The organism is Pseudalkalibacillus sp. R45, assembly GCF_052246725.1.
Classification (GTDB): Bacteria; Bacillota; Bacilli; order Bacillales; family Fictibacillaceae; genus Pseudalkalibacillus.
Genome location: NZ_JBQQCL010000008.1, coordinates 121,210 through 135,173, shown reverse-complemented (window position 1 = coordinate 135,173; position 13,964 = coordinate 121,210). Strand labels below are relative to the sequence as shown.

General features: G+C 43.6%; 16 protein-coding genes and 1 pseudogene. 14 read left to right on the top strand and 3 right to left on the bottom strand.

Features of this window, described 5'->3' with window-relative positions; genetic code table 11:
* The first annotated feature begins 216 nt into the window (after positions 1-216).
* From ACTWQL_RS15125 to ACTWQL_RS15100, 6 genes are all read left to right on the top strand, one after another.
* On the top strand, positions 217-1,212 hold the full coding sequence (locus ACTWQL_RS15125; protein ID WP_443143264.1) for a TAXI family TRAP transporter solute-binding subunit: 996 nt from the start codon (positions 217-219) through the stop codon (positions 1,210-1,212).
* A gap of 62 nt (positions 1,213-1,274) precedes the next feature.
* Complete coding sequence (locus ACTWQL_RS15120) at positions 1,275-1,739, top strand: DUF1850 domain-containing protein (RefSeq protein WP_443143263.1); 465 nt, start codon at positions 1,275-1,277, stop codon at positions 1,737-1,739.
* Positions 1,740-1,743: 4 nt separating this feature from the next.
* Positions 1,744-3,882: a TRAP transporter permease gene (locus tag ACTWQL_RS15115; RefSeq protein ID WP_443143262.1), complete on the top strand. Its 2,139-nt coding sequence runs from the start codon at positions 1,744-1,746 to the stop codon at positions 3,880-3,882.
* Between the two features lie 15 nt (positions 3,883-3,897).
* Complete coding sequence (locus ACTWQL_RS15110; RefSeq protein WP_443143261.1) at positions 3,898-4,710, top strand: fumarylacetoacetate hydrolase family protein; 813 nt, start codon at positions 3,898-3,900, stop codon at positions 4,708-4,710.
* Complete coding sequence (locus ACTWQL_RS15105; protein WP_443143260.1) at positions 4,634-4,807, top strand: fumarylacetoacetate hydrolase family protein; 174 nt, start codon at positions 4,634-4,636, stop codon at positions 4,805-4,807. The genes ACTWQL_RS15110 and ACTWQL_RS15105 overlap by 77 nt, the downstream gene beginning before the upstream one ends.
* The gene (locus ACTWQL_RS15100) at positions 4,785-5,576 is read left to right on the top strand and encodes an SDR family oxidoreductase (RefSeq protein ID WP_443143259.1); all 792 of its coding nucleotides are present in this window, start codon (positions 4,785-4,787) and stop codon (positions 5,574-5,576) included. Before ACTWQL_RS15105 ends, ACTWQL_RS15100 begins: the two co-directional genes overlap by 23 nt.
* Before the next feature lie 146 nt (positions 5,577-5,722).
* Here the strand turns inward: ACTWQL_RS15100 and ACTWQL_RS15095 are convergent.
* The 3 genes and pseudogenes from ACTWQL_RS15095 to ACTWQL_RS15085 all read right to left on the bottom strand — a co-directional run bounded on the left by ACTWQL_RS15095 (position 5,723) and on the right by ACTWQL_RS15085 (position 7,909).
* Positions 5,723-6,615 (bottom strand): annotated as a pseudogene (locus tag ACTWQL_RS15095) (alpha/beta fold hydrolase).
* Between the two features lie 47 nt (positions 6,616-6,662).
* Complete coding sequence (locus ACTWQL_RS15090; protein ID WP_443143258.1) at positions 6,663-7,247, bottom strand: MFS transporter; 585 nt, start codon at positions 7,245-7,247, stop codon at positions 6,663-6,665.
* On the bottom strand, positions 7,244-7,909 hold the full coding sequence (locus ACTWQL_RS15085; RefSeq protein WP_443143257.1) for a D-arabinono-1,4-lactone oxidase: 666 nt from the start codon (positions 7,907-7,909) through the stop codon (positions 7,244-7,246). Before ACTWQL_RS15085 ends, ACTWQL_RS15090 begins: the two co-directional genes overlap by 4 nt.
* Between ACTWQL_RS15085 and ACTWQL_RS15080 the strand changes: the two genes are divergently transcribed.
* From ACTWQL_RS15080 to ACTWQL_RS15045, 8 genes are all read left to right on the top strand, one after another.
* Entirely contained in the window at positions 7,897-8,328 is a 432-nt protein-coding gene (locus ACTWQL_RS15080) for a hypothetical protein (protein ID WP_443143256.1), read from the top strand. The two genes, ACTWQL_RS15085 and ACTWQL_RS15080, sit on opposite strands and share 13 nt — an antisense overlap.
* Positions 8,329-8,503: 175 nt before the next feature.
* Positions 8,504-8,851, top strand: coding sequence for a hypothetical protein (locus tag ACTWQL_RS15075; RefSeq protein ID WP_443143255.1), 348 nt, complete (start codon positions 8,504-8,506; stop codon positions 8,849-8,851).
* 4 nt (positions 8,852-8,855) lie between these two features.
* Positions 8,856-9,731, top strand: a complete 876-nt coding sequence (locus tag ACTWQL_RS15070) for an SMP-30/gluconolactonase/LRE family protein (RefSeq protein ID WP_443143254.1) — start codon at positions 8,856-8,858, stop codon at positions 9,729-9,731.
* Between the two features lie 80 nt (positions 9,732-9,811).
* Positions 9,812-10,267 (top strand): GNAT family N-acetyltransferase, encoded by a 456-nt coding sequence (locus ACTWQL_RS15065; protein WP_443143253.1) that lies wholly within the window; start codon positions 9,812-9,814, stop codon positions 10,265-10,267.
* Positions 10,268-10,457: 190 nt separating this feature from the next.
* Positions 10,458-10,658 carry a cold-shock protein gene (locus ACTWQL_RS15060; RefSeq protein ID WP_261129870.1) on the top strand — a complete coding sequence of 67 codons (201 nt, stop codon included), beginning with the start codon at positions 10,458-10,460 and terminating at the stop codon, positions 10,656-10,658.
* A 572-nt stretch (positions 10,659-11,230) separates the two neighbouring features.
* Positions 11,231-11,443, top strand: coding sequence for a hypothetical protein (locus tag ACTWQL_RS15055; protein WP_443143252.1), 213 nt, complete (start codon positions 11,231-11,233; stop codon positions 11,441-11,443).
* Positions 11,444-11,686: 243 nt separating this feature from the next.
* Complete coding sequence (locus ACTWQL_RS15050; protein ID WP_443143251.1) at positions 11,687-12,850, top strand: iron-containing alcohol dehydrogenase; 1,164 nt, start codon at positions 11,687-11,689, stop codon at positions 12,848-12,850.
* 257 nt (positions 12,851-13,107) lie between these two features.
* Positions 13,108-13,935 (top strand): DUF3224 domain-containing protein, encoded by an 828-nt coding sequence (locus ACTWQL_RS15045; RefSeq protein WP_443143250.1) that lies wholly within the window; start codon positions 13,108-13,110, stop codon positions 13,933-13,935.
* Positions 13,936-13,964 lie beyond the last annotated feature (29 nt).

The following is a 13,964-nucleotide window of genomic DNA, read 5'->3' as shown; positions in this document are numbered from 1 at the left end:
TTATAGCTTATCAAAAACGAACATGCTTTACTCACGGTCAAAACCCATCTTTAATGAGTTTTTTCCTATTGCTGCAAAAAATAAGAAAATATCTACAAAAATGCTTCCAATCCCGCAGTGACCAAAATGACCAAAATGTCCAATATGTTCTAAATATTCAAAAATGTTTGTGAAAACGCTACCATTAGGACAATGATCTTATGGGAGGGAAAACACTTGAAAAGAAAACTCATATTTACATTCATACTAGCCTTATCCATGTTGATAGCGGCATGCAGCAATGGTTCCGGAGGAGACGGCGGATCCGATGGTGGTTCGGGTGATGCTCAATCAATCGTCTTTGGAACTGGTGGTACTTCTGGTGTCTATTATCCGATCGGCGGAGCCTTGAAGCCGATTTTTGAAGAAAGCGATCATGTGGCCAACGTGACAGTCGAATCGACAGGTGCATCGGTAGCAAACATCCAGAATATCCAGGATGGCCTTAATCAGATGTCAATCGTCATGAGTGATGTAGCTTATGATGCGATCAATGGGAAAGGGCAATTCGATGGAAATAAGGTCGAAATCACTGCAATTGCAGGCATGTACCAGAACGTCGTCCAGGTGGTTGCTCTGAAAGGAAGCAACATTGAATCGATTGAGGACCTTAAAGGTAAAAAGGTCGGAGTTGGACAAGTCGGTTCTGGTGTTGAACAAAGTGCGAAGAAAGTGCTTGAATCCGCCGGGTTGACATATGATGACCTTTCCAAAGTGACACATACAGGTTATGCGGACAGCGTTCAGGAGATGAAGAATGGGAGCCTTGATGCAGCTTTCTTCACATCCGGAGTTCCGAACAGCAACATTACTGATCTCATGCAGCAGACAGACGTGAATTTTGTCGAGATAAAAGACGATCTCGCATCCAAACTTATGGAAAAATATCCGTTCTATAAAGAATATACAATACCCGCTGGTGATGAAGCAGCATATGGTCTGGATAAAGAAGTGACAACAGTCGGAATCCAGAACATGATCATCGTTCCACCGGATTTGAGTGAAGACCTCGTTTATGATTTGACAAAGCGTTATTACGAATATCTCGGTACCGATGGAGTTGCGGTTGGTGCTTTGAAGCAACTAGACCGGGATGAAATTGCGAAAGGGTTGATCGTCGACCTTCACCCTGGAGCGAAGAAGTTCTATGAAGAACAGGGTATCACTGAATAGAACGAGGAAGAAGGGCATCACGGAGGTGCCCTTTTTTTACAATGAGGATTCGATCCTTTCTGATGGCGGTGATTATCATCGGAATCGCCTTGTCATGTACGCCCAAGACATACCTGATCCTCAAAACAGATACCGATATCAAAGCAATACTGCCAGCTGCAGCAGAAAACACGTTTACAATCCAATGGCAGCACTCGGTTGAAAAGGAATTGTGGGAAGAATTTTTCAAAGTTAAAGAAGATGCAATATACATTGAGGGAACTCGATTCAAGACCTTCGGTGCTGGAGTTCCCAGCAGCGCAGGCAATGATACGTATATAAAAGATGGGTGGGTGCATATGGTCGGCATTGATCGTAAAATCGGTGACGAACTTCGGGTGCGTACAGGAAAAACGACTGCACATAAGTTCATCGCTGGTGAACAAAGCATCGATATGGCTGAACCAGGTGCATCCTACATCATCGAAACAAGAACCATGCCGGTTGTCCAAGCATGGTCACAAAAACTTTTACTCGTTCTGAGGTGAGATCATGGCAGAAGAAATGAAAGATGTGGTCGAAAAATACGACCGGGAAAGCAACATCAGGACCTCTATCGTAAAACCGGTGTTATGGTTCATTACAATAGCAGCCGCTGCACTTTCCATTTTCCATTTATACACTTCCTATGCAGGTGCACTTGTTGACGTAAAACAACGCAGCATTCATCTTTACACATTGATGACGATCGGTTTCTTGATCTATCCGATCCTTAAAAAGAAAGGAAAAGGAACCGTTCCTATTTTTGATTACATTACGGCTGGACTCTCTATATTTGTCGGAATCTACATGATCATGACAGCAGAACGGATCATCCAGACCGGGGGTCGGATCAATGATACCGATTTTTATGTCGGAGTATTGGCGCTCATCCTTTTGCTGGAGCTGACACGCCGTGTGACTGGATGGGGGCTCGTCATACTAGGCCTTGGATTCCTTGCTTATGGATTCCACGTCAAGCTGTCGATCTATCCAGTGCTGACCAGTCCTGTCGTTTTGAGTGTGTCCAAACAGATCATCGCTCAACTCGTCTATATTACCGAGGGTGTGTTAGGAACGGCAATCGGCGTTTCGGCTTCTTATATCATTCTTTTCATTTTATTCGGCGCTTTCCTTGGAAAGTCTGGAATGGGTCAGCTGTTCAACGATCTCGCCTTAGCTGTAGCAGGCCATACGAAGGGCGGACCGGCGAAAGTGGCTGTGCTTGCGAGCGGATTTCTTGGCTCAATCAATGGCTCAGCGATTGCGAACGTCGTGACGACCGGAACGTTTACAATCCCGCTCATGAAAAAGATCGGGTATAAAAGAGAGTTTGCTGGAGCTGTGGAAGCAGCAGCCAGTGTCGGTGGACAAATCCTTCCGCCGATCATGGGGGCTGCAGCTTTCATCATGGCTGAAAACCTCAACATCCCTTATACGAAGGTCATCCTGGCTGGGATCATCCCGGCGTTGCTCTATTACATCGGGATTCTGTTGCAAGTCCACTTCCGAGCTTCGAAAAGGGGATTGAAAGGGATTCCGAAGGCAGAACTTCCGCGTGTGAAAGAAGTCATGGTTGAACGTGGACATCTCTTGATTCCGATGTTCATTCTCTTGTACCTGCTATTCTCAGGAAAGACACCATTTTTCGCGGCATTCTGGTCGATCATCGCCACCGTCATCATCGCTGGGTCTTCACGGATGCTTGCGGTCATGTCGGCTGTTTCTCTCGGATTGATCTTCGGCCCAGCGTTATCAGGAGGATCGTTGCGTGGCGACTGGTGGGAACTTGTACTCATCATTGCGATTCCTGCGGCGATCAACGTGTGGCGAAAGTTTTTAAAAATCAAAGCGGACGAAGTGGGGATCAAAGATTGTGTTGAAGCACTTGAAAATGGGGCAAGAACGACAATCCCGGTTGCACTCGCATGTGGTGCTGTCGGAATCGTAGTCGGTATTGCTTCTTTAACTGGTGTAGCACTTGAAATCGCGAACAGCATCGTCAGCATTGGGGCAGCAGTTGACAGTCCGCTTATCCAGTTGCTTATCACGCTCGCTTTGACAATGGTCACTTCGATCATCTTAGGAATGGGATTGCCGAGTATCCCGACGTATATCATCACAAGTACGATGGCAGCACCGATCCTATTGCAATTACCGTTATTCCAGGAATTGACCGGAAACACTGCGAATGCTGTATTCGTTGCGCATATGTTCGTGTTCTATTTCGGGATTTTTGCGAATATCACCCCTCCTGTTGCGCTCGCCGCATTTGCTGGTGCTGGCATCAGTGGAGGAAATCCGAACAAGACAGGTGTACAAGCGATGGTACTTGCGATTGCAGGCTTCATCGTACCGTTCATGTTCGTCTTTTCACCGGAAATGTTGATGATAGAAGCCAATATTACCACTGTTCTACTCATTACAGTCACATCGTTACTCGGAGTATTCCTGTTATCAGTCACAGTAGAGGGATACATCAATGAACGTGTACCCGGATGGCTGCGGATCATTACATGTGTCGGAGCATTGCTGTTGATTTATCCTGGGGTGATCACCGATCTGATTGGGATTGGTACCCTGATTCTACTCATCGTAACTGTCTTTTTGAAAAAAACAACTTCGTCTGAAACGCCGCTTTCAGCAAAATAAACAGGAGGTGGAAAAATGCGTTTGGCAACAATCTTGTTAGGGGATAAAGAAAGGGCTGCTGTCCTCGTAGACGATAAGGTGATCGTACTATCAGACATCAACCGTTACTTGAATCTTGATCATCCTGAAACCTTGTTTGAATTGATTCAGCCTGAAGCACTGGCGACATTCGGAAACTGGTGGGGTTCCGTCGATGTAGAGCGGCTGGCTTCTGATCTCGGTCATCCGATTGAGGGTGTGGAGTTTGGAGCACTTTACCGTCACCCGCGAAAGATCTGGGGAATCGGTCTCAACTATGTCGAACACGCTTCAGATCTTCTTGAAAAAGCGCCTTCGTCAGAGCCGGCCAGTTTTATGAAGCCTGATACGACAATTATCGGTCCTCGAGATCCGATTAAAATTCCGAACCAATCTGAGCGGACGACAGCAGAAGCAGAGTTGGGCCTCATCATCGGTAAAACGTGCAAAGATGTATCCGAGGAGGAGGCGGATTCCTATATCGCCGGCTATACAACCATCATCGATATGACAGCGGAAGATATTTTACAGGTCAACCCGAGGTACTTGACCCGTTCGAAAAGCTTCGATACGTTTTTCAGCTTCGGACCTGAGTTCGTTACCACTGATGAAATTGAGGATCTGTCTGAGTTGGAAGTATCGACGGTGATCAACGGGGAACCCCATCGGAAAAACAAAGTGCACAACATGACGTTCAACCCGCATCATCTTGTCAGTTTCCCATTCGAAAGTGATGACCCTTCTCCCGGGAGATATCATTTTAACCGGAACACCTGGAGCAGTCGTAATCCAGGATGGAGATATCGTTGAATGCCATATCGATGGTTTCCGCCCACTCATCAATCCAGTCAAAGACTTAAAGGGAAGAAAGGAAGAAAGCGAAAATGGATCTACAATTGAAGGGTAAAAGTGTGATCGTAACCGCCGGAAGCAAGGGACTAGGGAAAGCAACGGCGATGGAATATGCTAGAGAAGGGGCGCATGTCCTCATCGCAAGCCGCAATGAAGAACAGCTTCAACTGGCGAAGAAAGAAATTTTCCAGGAGACACGCAATGAAAACGTCGATTATACCATTTGTGACATCACGGATTATGAGCAGATCAAAAATCTAGTCAACACTGCTGTTGAAAAGAATGGGACTGTGGATGTGCTGATCAACAACGCCGGAGGCCCACCGGCAGGACGTTTTGAAGACATGAGGGATGAAGATTGGCAGAAATCGTTCGAGCTCAACCTGTTGAGTTTCATCCGGCTGATCCGTGAAGTGCTTCCGCACATGCAAAAGCAGCATAGCGGACGCATCATCAATTTTGCTTCATCATCAATTAAACAGCCGCTTGATAACTTGATTCTATCGAACACGTTCCGGGCGGGAATCGTCGGCCTTGCGAAGAGTCTTTCACAGGAGCTTGCTGAGCATCAGATCCTCATCAATACGGTGGGACCTGGACGAATCGGTACGGATCGGGTCGCTGAACTTGATGAAATCCGGGCGGGACAGCTTGGGATTCCATACGAAGAGCATGTGGAGAATACGGAAAAGAAAATCCCGCTTCAACGCTATGGGACACCGGAAGAATTTGCGAGAATGGTCGTCTTTCTTGGATCAGGAGCAAACACCTACGTTACAGGACAATCTTTCCTCGTCGACGGCGGCATGGTCAAAGCTTTATAAAAGGATAGAGTGGAGGACAATTTTAATAATTGTCTTCCTTTTTTGTACTTAAAGAAAACAAAAAAATTCAGGATAAGCGCAAATGTTATCTACAAAAATGAAAAGTTACCTACAAAAACAAAAAAGAGCAACCTGCTTAAGGTCACTCAAACAGTCTTCGCTGCCAGCAGATATTCTTTCACGATTTCCGCAAACCGGTCTGCCTCTTCATAATGCGGTGTATGACCACACTCCTCAAAATGAACGATCTTACCGTATTCCGCATCTTGCTTGAAGGCTGCAATATGGTGCGGACATGTTGCGGCATCATGGTCTGCCGTCATCAACATCATCGGCACCTTCACTTCTTTCAACTTCGGTAGAAGAGACTCAAATACTAGACCTTCTTCCATCAACAAAGCCCCATGGCGCTCGGAATTGTCGAAAAAAGTTTCCCACTCATCCTCTGAGTAATACGCATAATAATCAGTCGGACATTCTTTGTACCTGTAGATCTCCATCCGTTTATCACCGAGTTCATCACTTAATTCATGATATCCTAAAGTCAACTCCCGAACGGACACACCACTGTTAATCAGTTCATACGCTTGTTTTTTCAAATCATCCAATCCGTATTTCTCAAAGAGCTTTGCCGTTTTCCGCAACAGCTGTTTCGACGTCAAGCCAAAATCGAATGTCGGACACTCGAAAATCGCTCGATCAATGGATTCCGGATATTGATCACATAAGAAAGGCCAAGAAACCCACCGAAAGAATGCCCCAAAATGGACCAGCGATCGATTCCGAGCTTTTTTCTCAAAGCCTCGCAATCCTCAACCAAATCTTGAAATCCGAATTTCTCATTTTCATTAATCGCTTCAGATCGACCGACGCCTCTTTGGTCAATAGAAACAATATAAAACGAATCTTCCAATCTTTCTTTCTGGTTGAAGGTAAAATCATAACACGTCTCGCCAGGTCCGCCATGCAAATAGAGAAGGGCAGGGTTATCTTCTGAACCATACGTTTCGACATGAAAGTCCTTCCCCCTGACTTTCATCTTTTCTCCTAACATCACAACACCCCAAATATGTAAAATCTCCCAACCTACTTCTCGACAAAAATCTCTGTTCCTCTAATTTTTTCACTATGATTCCTTATATTCAGGACAACAAGGCCGCTCACAAAATAGAGCACTGAGCTCATATAAAAGATGATATTGATGGTCAAGTAGTCTGCGAGATATCCGCCAGCGATGATTGCAAACGCTGAGAAGATCGACGTCCAGAAATGGTAGTTTCCAATCTTTACTCCGCGTTCCGATCCATCAGTGAGCTCCGCAATCATGATTTTCTCTCCGTGTTTTTGGAGTGCGCCGAACATCCCGAGAAAGAGCTGGATGACATATACCTGTCCAATACTGGAGACGTGCGGGAAAAACAAGAGCACGGTGGCCATCCCCCAGGCGTTCACGAGTAAAAACAACCGATGATCGATCCGGGAGGACAATTTGCCGATGACAGGATGAAGAAGAGCGGAGCTTAACCCGAAAAGCCCGTAGGAGAGTCCAAATTGGGCAAAGCTCGATCCTACATTTTTAATGAACAGGATATAGAACGGGAAAATCAGACTGCTCGCAAAAAACACGCTGCTTTGTGAAATGACCAATCCTTTTAATTTTGCTTTATTCATTGTTCATACTCCTCGTAGAAAAAGTTAGTGAACCGTTCATCTGGATCGTACTGTTTTTTCTTCTCAAAAAATTCTTCTGTCCGTGGGTACGCACGCAGCATTTGTTCTTTCGTCGGATAAGGCATGTAAGGCAAATAATAGCTTCCCCCGTGCTCCAACGTCACATCGATCATCTTCTGCACGATTGCTTTCGTTTCCATCTGTCCTTCCTTAGACAATCCCTGGTTGATCAGCAGGACGAGCGCGAACATCTCCTCATCAGAATAAGACAATACCGGTCCTTCATCATGGTTCACGTACCGTACTGTAATGTTCAAAAGGTTGAGCTCTTCCTCTGACAAAACGCTTCGCAAATCACCGGTGTAAGCTGCAAATGCATCGACTGGGACGAAATATTCCTGAAGAACGTCGTTGTCGTTTTCAGCCTCATATTCAAGAAACTTCGATTCGCTACGCATCACGTTGTTTCGTGAAATCAAATCACCATTGGTTTGTAAAAAATAATTCTTCTGTAATTTCCAGAACGTGTTTTTCGCCCAATCGAAATCGCGTGCCATTCCTAAAGCAAATTTGGAAACAGCCGTCAAACGTTCATCTTTCAATTCATTATGATCTAGCAAGGACGCCCCGCCAGATGCACGTTCATAGTTTGTTACGTACATCTCGGTCAAATAGGAATCCGGAGCTCGAAAAAGCCAAAGGTTGGGGTACGCTAGATATGTTTGGCGGTGGCGTAATTTCAGGTGCAATTAAACATAATCATATCGATCAAGCAACCGAGTACATTCATCAAGCCCAAACCCGAATGCGACACTTTCAAAAGGAACTAGCCGATATCAACGACGAAGTTGACATCCATATCGATATTCCAGGTCTATTGAAATTCGCAGATTTCTTCTTCGATGGTCTTATCGCTGACTGGATGGTACAAGGACGAATCGATGACTCCTTGCAACAGACGAAGACCCAGTACCGCAAAATATCCAGTCTGGTATCCGATCTGAAGGAACAAGCTGGACAAAAACGTCGTGAGCTAGAAAGGATTAAAGGAGAGAGAAAGAACCTTATTGAAAGTGTATAAGATTCGGGGCTGGTCCAAAACGAAGTGTCATAAACCTACCTCTCAAAATGTTGGGAACGAGGGCGGGACACAGACAGTCGGGTCAGCCTTATTGTTCTTGAGGAGGATGAAGATTATTAAACAAACGATCTCGTGTATACTCATTCTATTCCTTGTTGCCTGCAGTTCATCAGGTATGATACGTAGCACGGAGCTTGAAGATGCAATTGAAGCTAAAATGGCTGAGGATGCAACGACAGAAATCAACCTAAAAGCATTTACTGACTTCAATTGGGAAAAAGCATACATATTCTATCCGTATAGTTCTGACAACATGATTGAGGAGCAAGTGGGCTTTTCCCTTGATAATGCAAGGAATATCAGTCATCGAGACGATATTAATTTACTCGTGATTGTCACGAAGGATCAAACAGTGTATTATGCGGAAATTTCCCGTCAAAATGGTGACCTGTTAAACGATGAAAAGGACGGGTATACACCTATAAACGCAACAATCAAGATTCAACGAAATGAGGGAGGCTGAACGAATGACTGATATAGAACTTATCCTGGATGCAAAGGCAACCTTGGGTGAAGGACCGTCATGGGACCATGAAAAACAAGTATTATACTGGGTCGATATTTTAGAAAAGCAAATTTTCATTTATGACCCTGAGTCTGATCACAACCGTACAATCCAACTGGATCATATGCCTGGAACGGTGGTGCCGCGTGAAGATGGTGGTCTCGCCGCCGCACTTGATAACGGATTTCATTTTATCGATCTTGATACGGAAAAAACCCGACTCATTCAAGATCCAGAAGAGGATATTCCGACTAACCGTTTCAATGATGGAAAATGTGATCCCGCGGGCAGGTTCTGGGCTGGCACAATTGATGAAAGCCGGGACAAGAATGCTGCCCTATATTGTTTGGATACTGACATGAATGTCAACAAGAAAATCGACCATGTCACCAATTCAAATGGCCTTATCTGGTCATTTGATCATAACTACTTTTACTACATTGATACACCAACTCAGAAAGTCGTCCGCTATGAATATGATTTGAAAACAGGAGATATCAAGAATTCAATGGATATCATTGTAGTACCGGATGATCAGGGCAAACCTGATGGCATGACGATCGACGCAGACGGAATGCTTTGGATAGCGCATTGGGGAGGAGCGAAAGTGTCGAGATGGAACCCGATGACTGGTGAGCAGATACAAGAAGTTACCGTTCCTGCACTCAATGTGACCTCATGTGCATTTGGTGGAAAAGATTTGAACGACCTCTATATCACGACAGCCAGGAAGGGAATGACTGAAGAACAACTTTCAGCTTTTCCAATGGCGGGAGGATTATTTAAAGTCACCTTGGAGGATGTAAAAGGAATCCCCTCTCCAAAGTTCAGGGGTTAACCAAAACGTAAGGATAAAAAGGAATTCCGGACACGATCCCGAAAGTACTCTAGTAAAACAATGAAAGGAGAGCCATTCTTATGGCCGCGATTAGAAGGGCAAAGCCTGAAGAAGCTCAGCTTTTAAGTGATCTTGCTTTACTTTCAAAAGCCCAGTGGGACTATTCGGAAGAGTTCATTCTAACCTGTCGCGATGCACTTACGTTAAGTGAAAAATATATCGAAAAGAACGAAGTATATGTGCTTGAGGACAACAGGAAGGTCCTGGGATTCTTTGCATTTGTCATCAAAAATGGACAGGCTGCCCTGGATTTCATGTATCTTAATCCTGGATTCATAGGTGAAGGTTATGGGAAGCAGCTTTGGTCTCATGTCGTCCACCGAGCTAACGAATTGGACATCAGTAGCTTCACGATTGACAGCGATCCTCATGCAATGGGATTCTACGAAAAAATGGGTGCCGTCAAAATTGGAGAAACACCTTCAACCGTATTTGCGGACAGGAAGCTTCCATTGATGAAGTATGAAGTTTCTTAACACAAAGGTTACAAACATTACAAATCATGAGTACTTTAGTAAATGACTTGCTTATTTATGAACAAACTGCTATTATTAAAAACAGTTATTTTTGTTCGATCATTGGATAGTTAAAAGTGTAACACTTTACGTCTAGTTCTGAGCAAGAATATGAAAAACATTGTGCAATGAGCACTAGGAGGCAACAAACATGGAACATGGTAAAGTAAAATGGTTTAACGCAGAAAAAGGTTTTGGATTCATCGAGCGTGAAGGTGCAGACGACGTATTCGTTCACTTTTCAGCTATCCAAGCAGACGGATTCAAATCTTTAGACGAAGGTCAAGAAGTTACTTTTGAAGTTGAAGAAGGCCAACGTGGACCTCAAGCTTCAAACGTACAAAAAGTCTAAATAAAAAGTTGAACTCAAAACAGATCCTTAACAGGGTCTGTTTTTTTGTATTTTTAAGGATGAATTCACTTAGGAATCGCAAGCCTCTTCATCCGGACCATCCGTTAACGGACACAGGAGACCTTATTTGACTAAAACCATGGGATTTTAACAAACCTAACGGACACCAGGGACCTTATTTCGCAAATATCATGGTAAATCAGCTGTTTTGTTCCTAAATAACGGCTGTGGTGTCCGTTAAAATTTAGAAACACTGATTTTGTTCACAATTAACGGCTCTCATGTCCGTTAACTAAAAACATGGTTCGTCTGGTTCTCAATTCCCCCAGAAGTGTCGCTACTTTCGCTTGAACCCACTATTTTTTCAAAAGTTATGATCATTCATATATCTTAAACACAAATAAAAGGGGCTGACACAATTGTGCCAACCCGATATGTTCAGGAAAAATTAAATGGTGAATTCATTATAGCATAGATAAAAACTGCAGGTCAGAAAAAAATGTTGAAATTCCTGTTAACTTGTCGAACAAGGTAAAAGGGAACACTCAAAAACTTTAATGCTTTATGGTATAATGGAACTGAAGGGGAGTGACCGTTTGAAACATTCAAACAACCTGTTCAAAACTGGAGAAGTTGTCAAAATCCAAAAGACTGGCGAATCCGTGACCATAAGAAAATGGCAATATGTGAAAAACATGAAGAGATTCTCCTATATTGTTGAGGAACATCCAAGCACTTTTTATTTTGAAGAAGAATTCGAAAAAGTAAAAAGCAGTTGTAAATAATCCGCCGGCAGTCACTCTGATTGCCGGTATTTTTTCATTTAAGCAAATTTCGCTTCAATCAAACTCAGCCAAAAATCAACATCATTATTTAATAAAGCTTCATTTAAAAAAAGGATAAGTGCAAACATGGCTCAGCCTTTGCTAAGGATCGCCTTTTCCACGTTTTCTTTAGCAAGCACTTTATTATTAATTGATTGAATTTTCAATTATCATAAAAGGATAATATGATAGGGGGAATACTGGATGAAAACTGTCAATTTTAATCTTCCGACGAAAATCCAGGCTGGTAATGGCGTCTTTTCTGAAACAGGGGCATACCTGCAAGGTACAGTGAAAGGAAAAAGGATCTTCATTGTTACCGATCCTGGTATCGAACAAGTCGGTTTTGTAGCGAAGCTGGAACAAATTTTAAAAATAGAAGGTTTTGAAACCAAGGTCTTCAACCAGGTGAAACCGAACCCGAAAGATGCGGATTGTATCGTTGGCGGAAAAGCGGCACTGGATTTCCGTGCTGATGCAATTTTAGCTATAGGCGGTGGTTCTGTCATCGATTCAGCCAAAGCGATTGCGATTATTAGTAGCCATGGTGGCAGCCCGCAGGATTATGCGGGACGTGATAACGTTCCAGATGGGGTAGCTCCGCTTATCGTCATCCCAACTACTGCTGGAACAGGAGCAGAAGTGACGCGTTCTTCTGTCATAACCGATACGAATCGTAAAATAAAATTCACCATCAAGGCTGTGCAGATCGCACCAATACTGGCGATTGTCGATCCAGAACTTACATATAAGCTCCCGCCACATTTGACAGCTTCGACTGGAATGGATGCTCTCGTTCATGCGATTGAGGCCTATACATGCAAGCTTTCGAATCCGATTGCCGATGGACTTGCCTTGCAAGCAATGAAGCATATCTATCCTTATTTGCGACGAGCTGTGAAAAATGGGGAGGACCAAGAAGCACGGTACAACATGATGATTGGGTCTACAGTTGCAGGCATGGCGTTTTCACATGCGGATGTGGCCTCCGTCCATTGTATGGCTGAAGCAATCGGCGGATTATACGATACGCCGCATGGGGTCGCGAATTCGATGTTCCTCCCTTATATTGTTGAATATAATGCAGAGGCGGAAATCGAGAAACATGCAACGATTGCAAGAACAATCGGTATTGCAAAAGATTCTGATCCGGATCAAGCAGCGGCAAATCTATTGGTGAAGGAAATGAAGAAACTGGCCGAAGATATTTCCATTCCTCCCTTCATGTCACTATCTGAAGTGAAAGAAGAAGATTTCGATTACTTAGCTGAATCAGCATACAACAATGGATCGACCCCGAGCAATGCAAGGGAAATCAACAAAGAAAATTACTTGCAGCTTTTCCAAAAAGCCTATTTGGACAATTAATACGAAAGGGCGTCATCCGACAAGAGATGACGTTCTTTTTATTTCAAAAGGAAAGGAAAATCCTTTCAGAAATCGAATAATTCAAAGGGGCGACGATTTTTTCGAAAAAATTACCATAGTTATGCCGAAATGCTTTCACTCTCTCCGAATTACTATAAGGAGACGAAAAAGCAGAGATTACATCCTGCCTCTTATCATATTTTTCAAATCGTCGATTACGTGTAACTTTTTTAATATCAAAGGGGAGGTTTTTGACTATGGATGGACAAGCTACATCGATAATAAAAATAAAGCGGGGAAGTGAAATCCCATACAGTGACTTGAAAGGCGGACCTAAGCTTACGAAAGGTCATTTTGAGATGAGTTATGAAGGCGATCTTCAAGGTGAAGGTATTTTGGAAGAATTGAAATGTTATTTTACTGAAACATCCGCCACAGTTTATGGACTAGAGCGTTTCACAGGAAGTATCGGGAATCGGATCGGCAGCTTTGTATTAGAACATGATGGTACCTTTGAAGATGGTGTCCTGACTTCTACCCAGAAAGTGATTCCGCAATCAGGAACTGGCGACCTTAAAGGGATCGATGGTGTCATCAATGTTGAATCAACTGAATCGGATGCATTTTCAGTCACCTTCAACTACTCATTTGATGAAGAAATGGCCGTTTTCTTAAGGGAAAAAGAAGAAGAGGAAGATAAATATATCGAAGAAGAAATCAATGTGGCTGATAAATGGATTGATCTATGCAATGAGCAAGATGTCGATGCCCTGTTGGAAATGACTTCTCCGACAATCGAAATATCAGGGCCAAGAGGATCTGGTTATGGAAAAGTACTGTTGGTGGAATGGTTGGAGCGAACAGGTCTGAATCTTGAAACATTATCGATCTATGGAAGAAAAGGTTCTTTAGTTTATGAACAACTTGCGACATGGAAAGGGCAAGAAGGACGAAGTGCCGGTGAGGCGAATGTTGCTTCAGTCATTAAAGTGAAAGATGGTAAAGTAGTATACATTTCCCGCTTTGATGACCTTGAAAAAGCCATGAAAGCATCAGGTCTGCAAGAAACAGATAAAGTTTTATAGGCCTTATATTTTAATAAAAGGACGTGACA

Bases quoted from the DNA above. Each gene is read 5' to 3' on its own strand.
- ACTWQL_RS15120 (WP_443143263.1), top strand. From the start codon at position 1,275: ATGGCGGTGATTATCATCGGAATCGCCTTGTCATGTACGCCCAAGACA.
- ACTWQL_RS15115 (WP_443143262.1), top strand. From the start codon at position 1,744: ATGGCAGAAGAAATGAAAGATGTGGTCGAAAAATACGACCGGGAAAGC.
- ACTWQL_RS15110 (WP_443143261.1), top strand. From the start codon at position 3,898: ATGCGTTTGGCAACAATCTTGTTAGGGGATAAAGAAAGGGCTGCTGTC.
- ACTWQL_RS15105 (WP_443143260.1), top strand. From the start codon at position 4,634: ATGACCCTTCTCCCGGGAGATATCATTTTAACCGGAACACCTGGAGCA.
- ACTWQL_RS15100 (WP_443143259.1), top strand. From the start codon at position 4,785: ATGGATCTACAATTGAAGGGTAAAAGTGTGATCGTAACCGCCGGAAGC.
- ACTWQL_RS15090 (WP_443143258.1), bottom strand. From the start codon at position 7,247: ATGAATAAAGCAAAATTAAAAGGATTGGTCATTTCACAAAGCAGCGTG.
- ACTWQL_RS15085 (WP_443143257.1), bottom strand. From the start codon at position 7,909: ATGTACGTAACAAACTATGAACGTGCATCTGGCGGGGCGTCCTTGCTA.
- ACTWQL_RS15075 (WP_443143255.1), top strand. From the start codon at position 8,504: ATGATACGTAGCACGGAGCTTGAAGATGCAATTGAAGCTAAAATGGCT.
- ACTWQL_RS15070 (WP_443143254.1), top strand. From the start codon at position 8,856: ATGACTGATATAGAACTTATCCTGGATGCAAAGGCAACCTTGGGTGAA.
- ACTWQL_RS15065 (WP_443143253.1), top strand. From the start codon at position 9,812: ATGGCCGCGATTAGAAGGGCAAAGCCTGAAGAAGCTCAGCTTTTAAGT.
- ACTWQL_RS15060 (WP_261129870.1), top strand. From the start codon at position 10,458: ATGGAACATGGTAAAGTAAAATGGTTTAACGCAGAAAAAGGTTTTGGA.
- ACTWQL_RS15055 (WP_443143252.1), top strand. From the start codon at position 11,231: ATGGAACTGAAGGGGAGTGACCGTTTGAAACATTCAAACAACCTGTTC.
- ACTWQL_RS15050 (WP_443143251.1), top strand. From the start codon at position 11,687: ATGAAAACTGTCAATTTTAATCTTCCGACGAAAATCCAGGCTGGTAAT.
- ACTWQL_RS15045 (WP_443143250.1), top strand. From the start codon at position 13,108: ATGGATGGACAAGCTACATCGATAATAAAAATAAAGCGGGGAAGTGAA.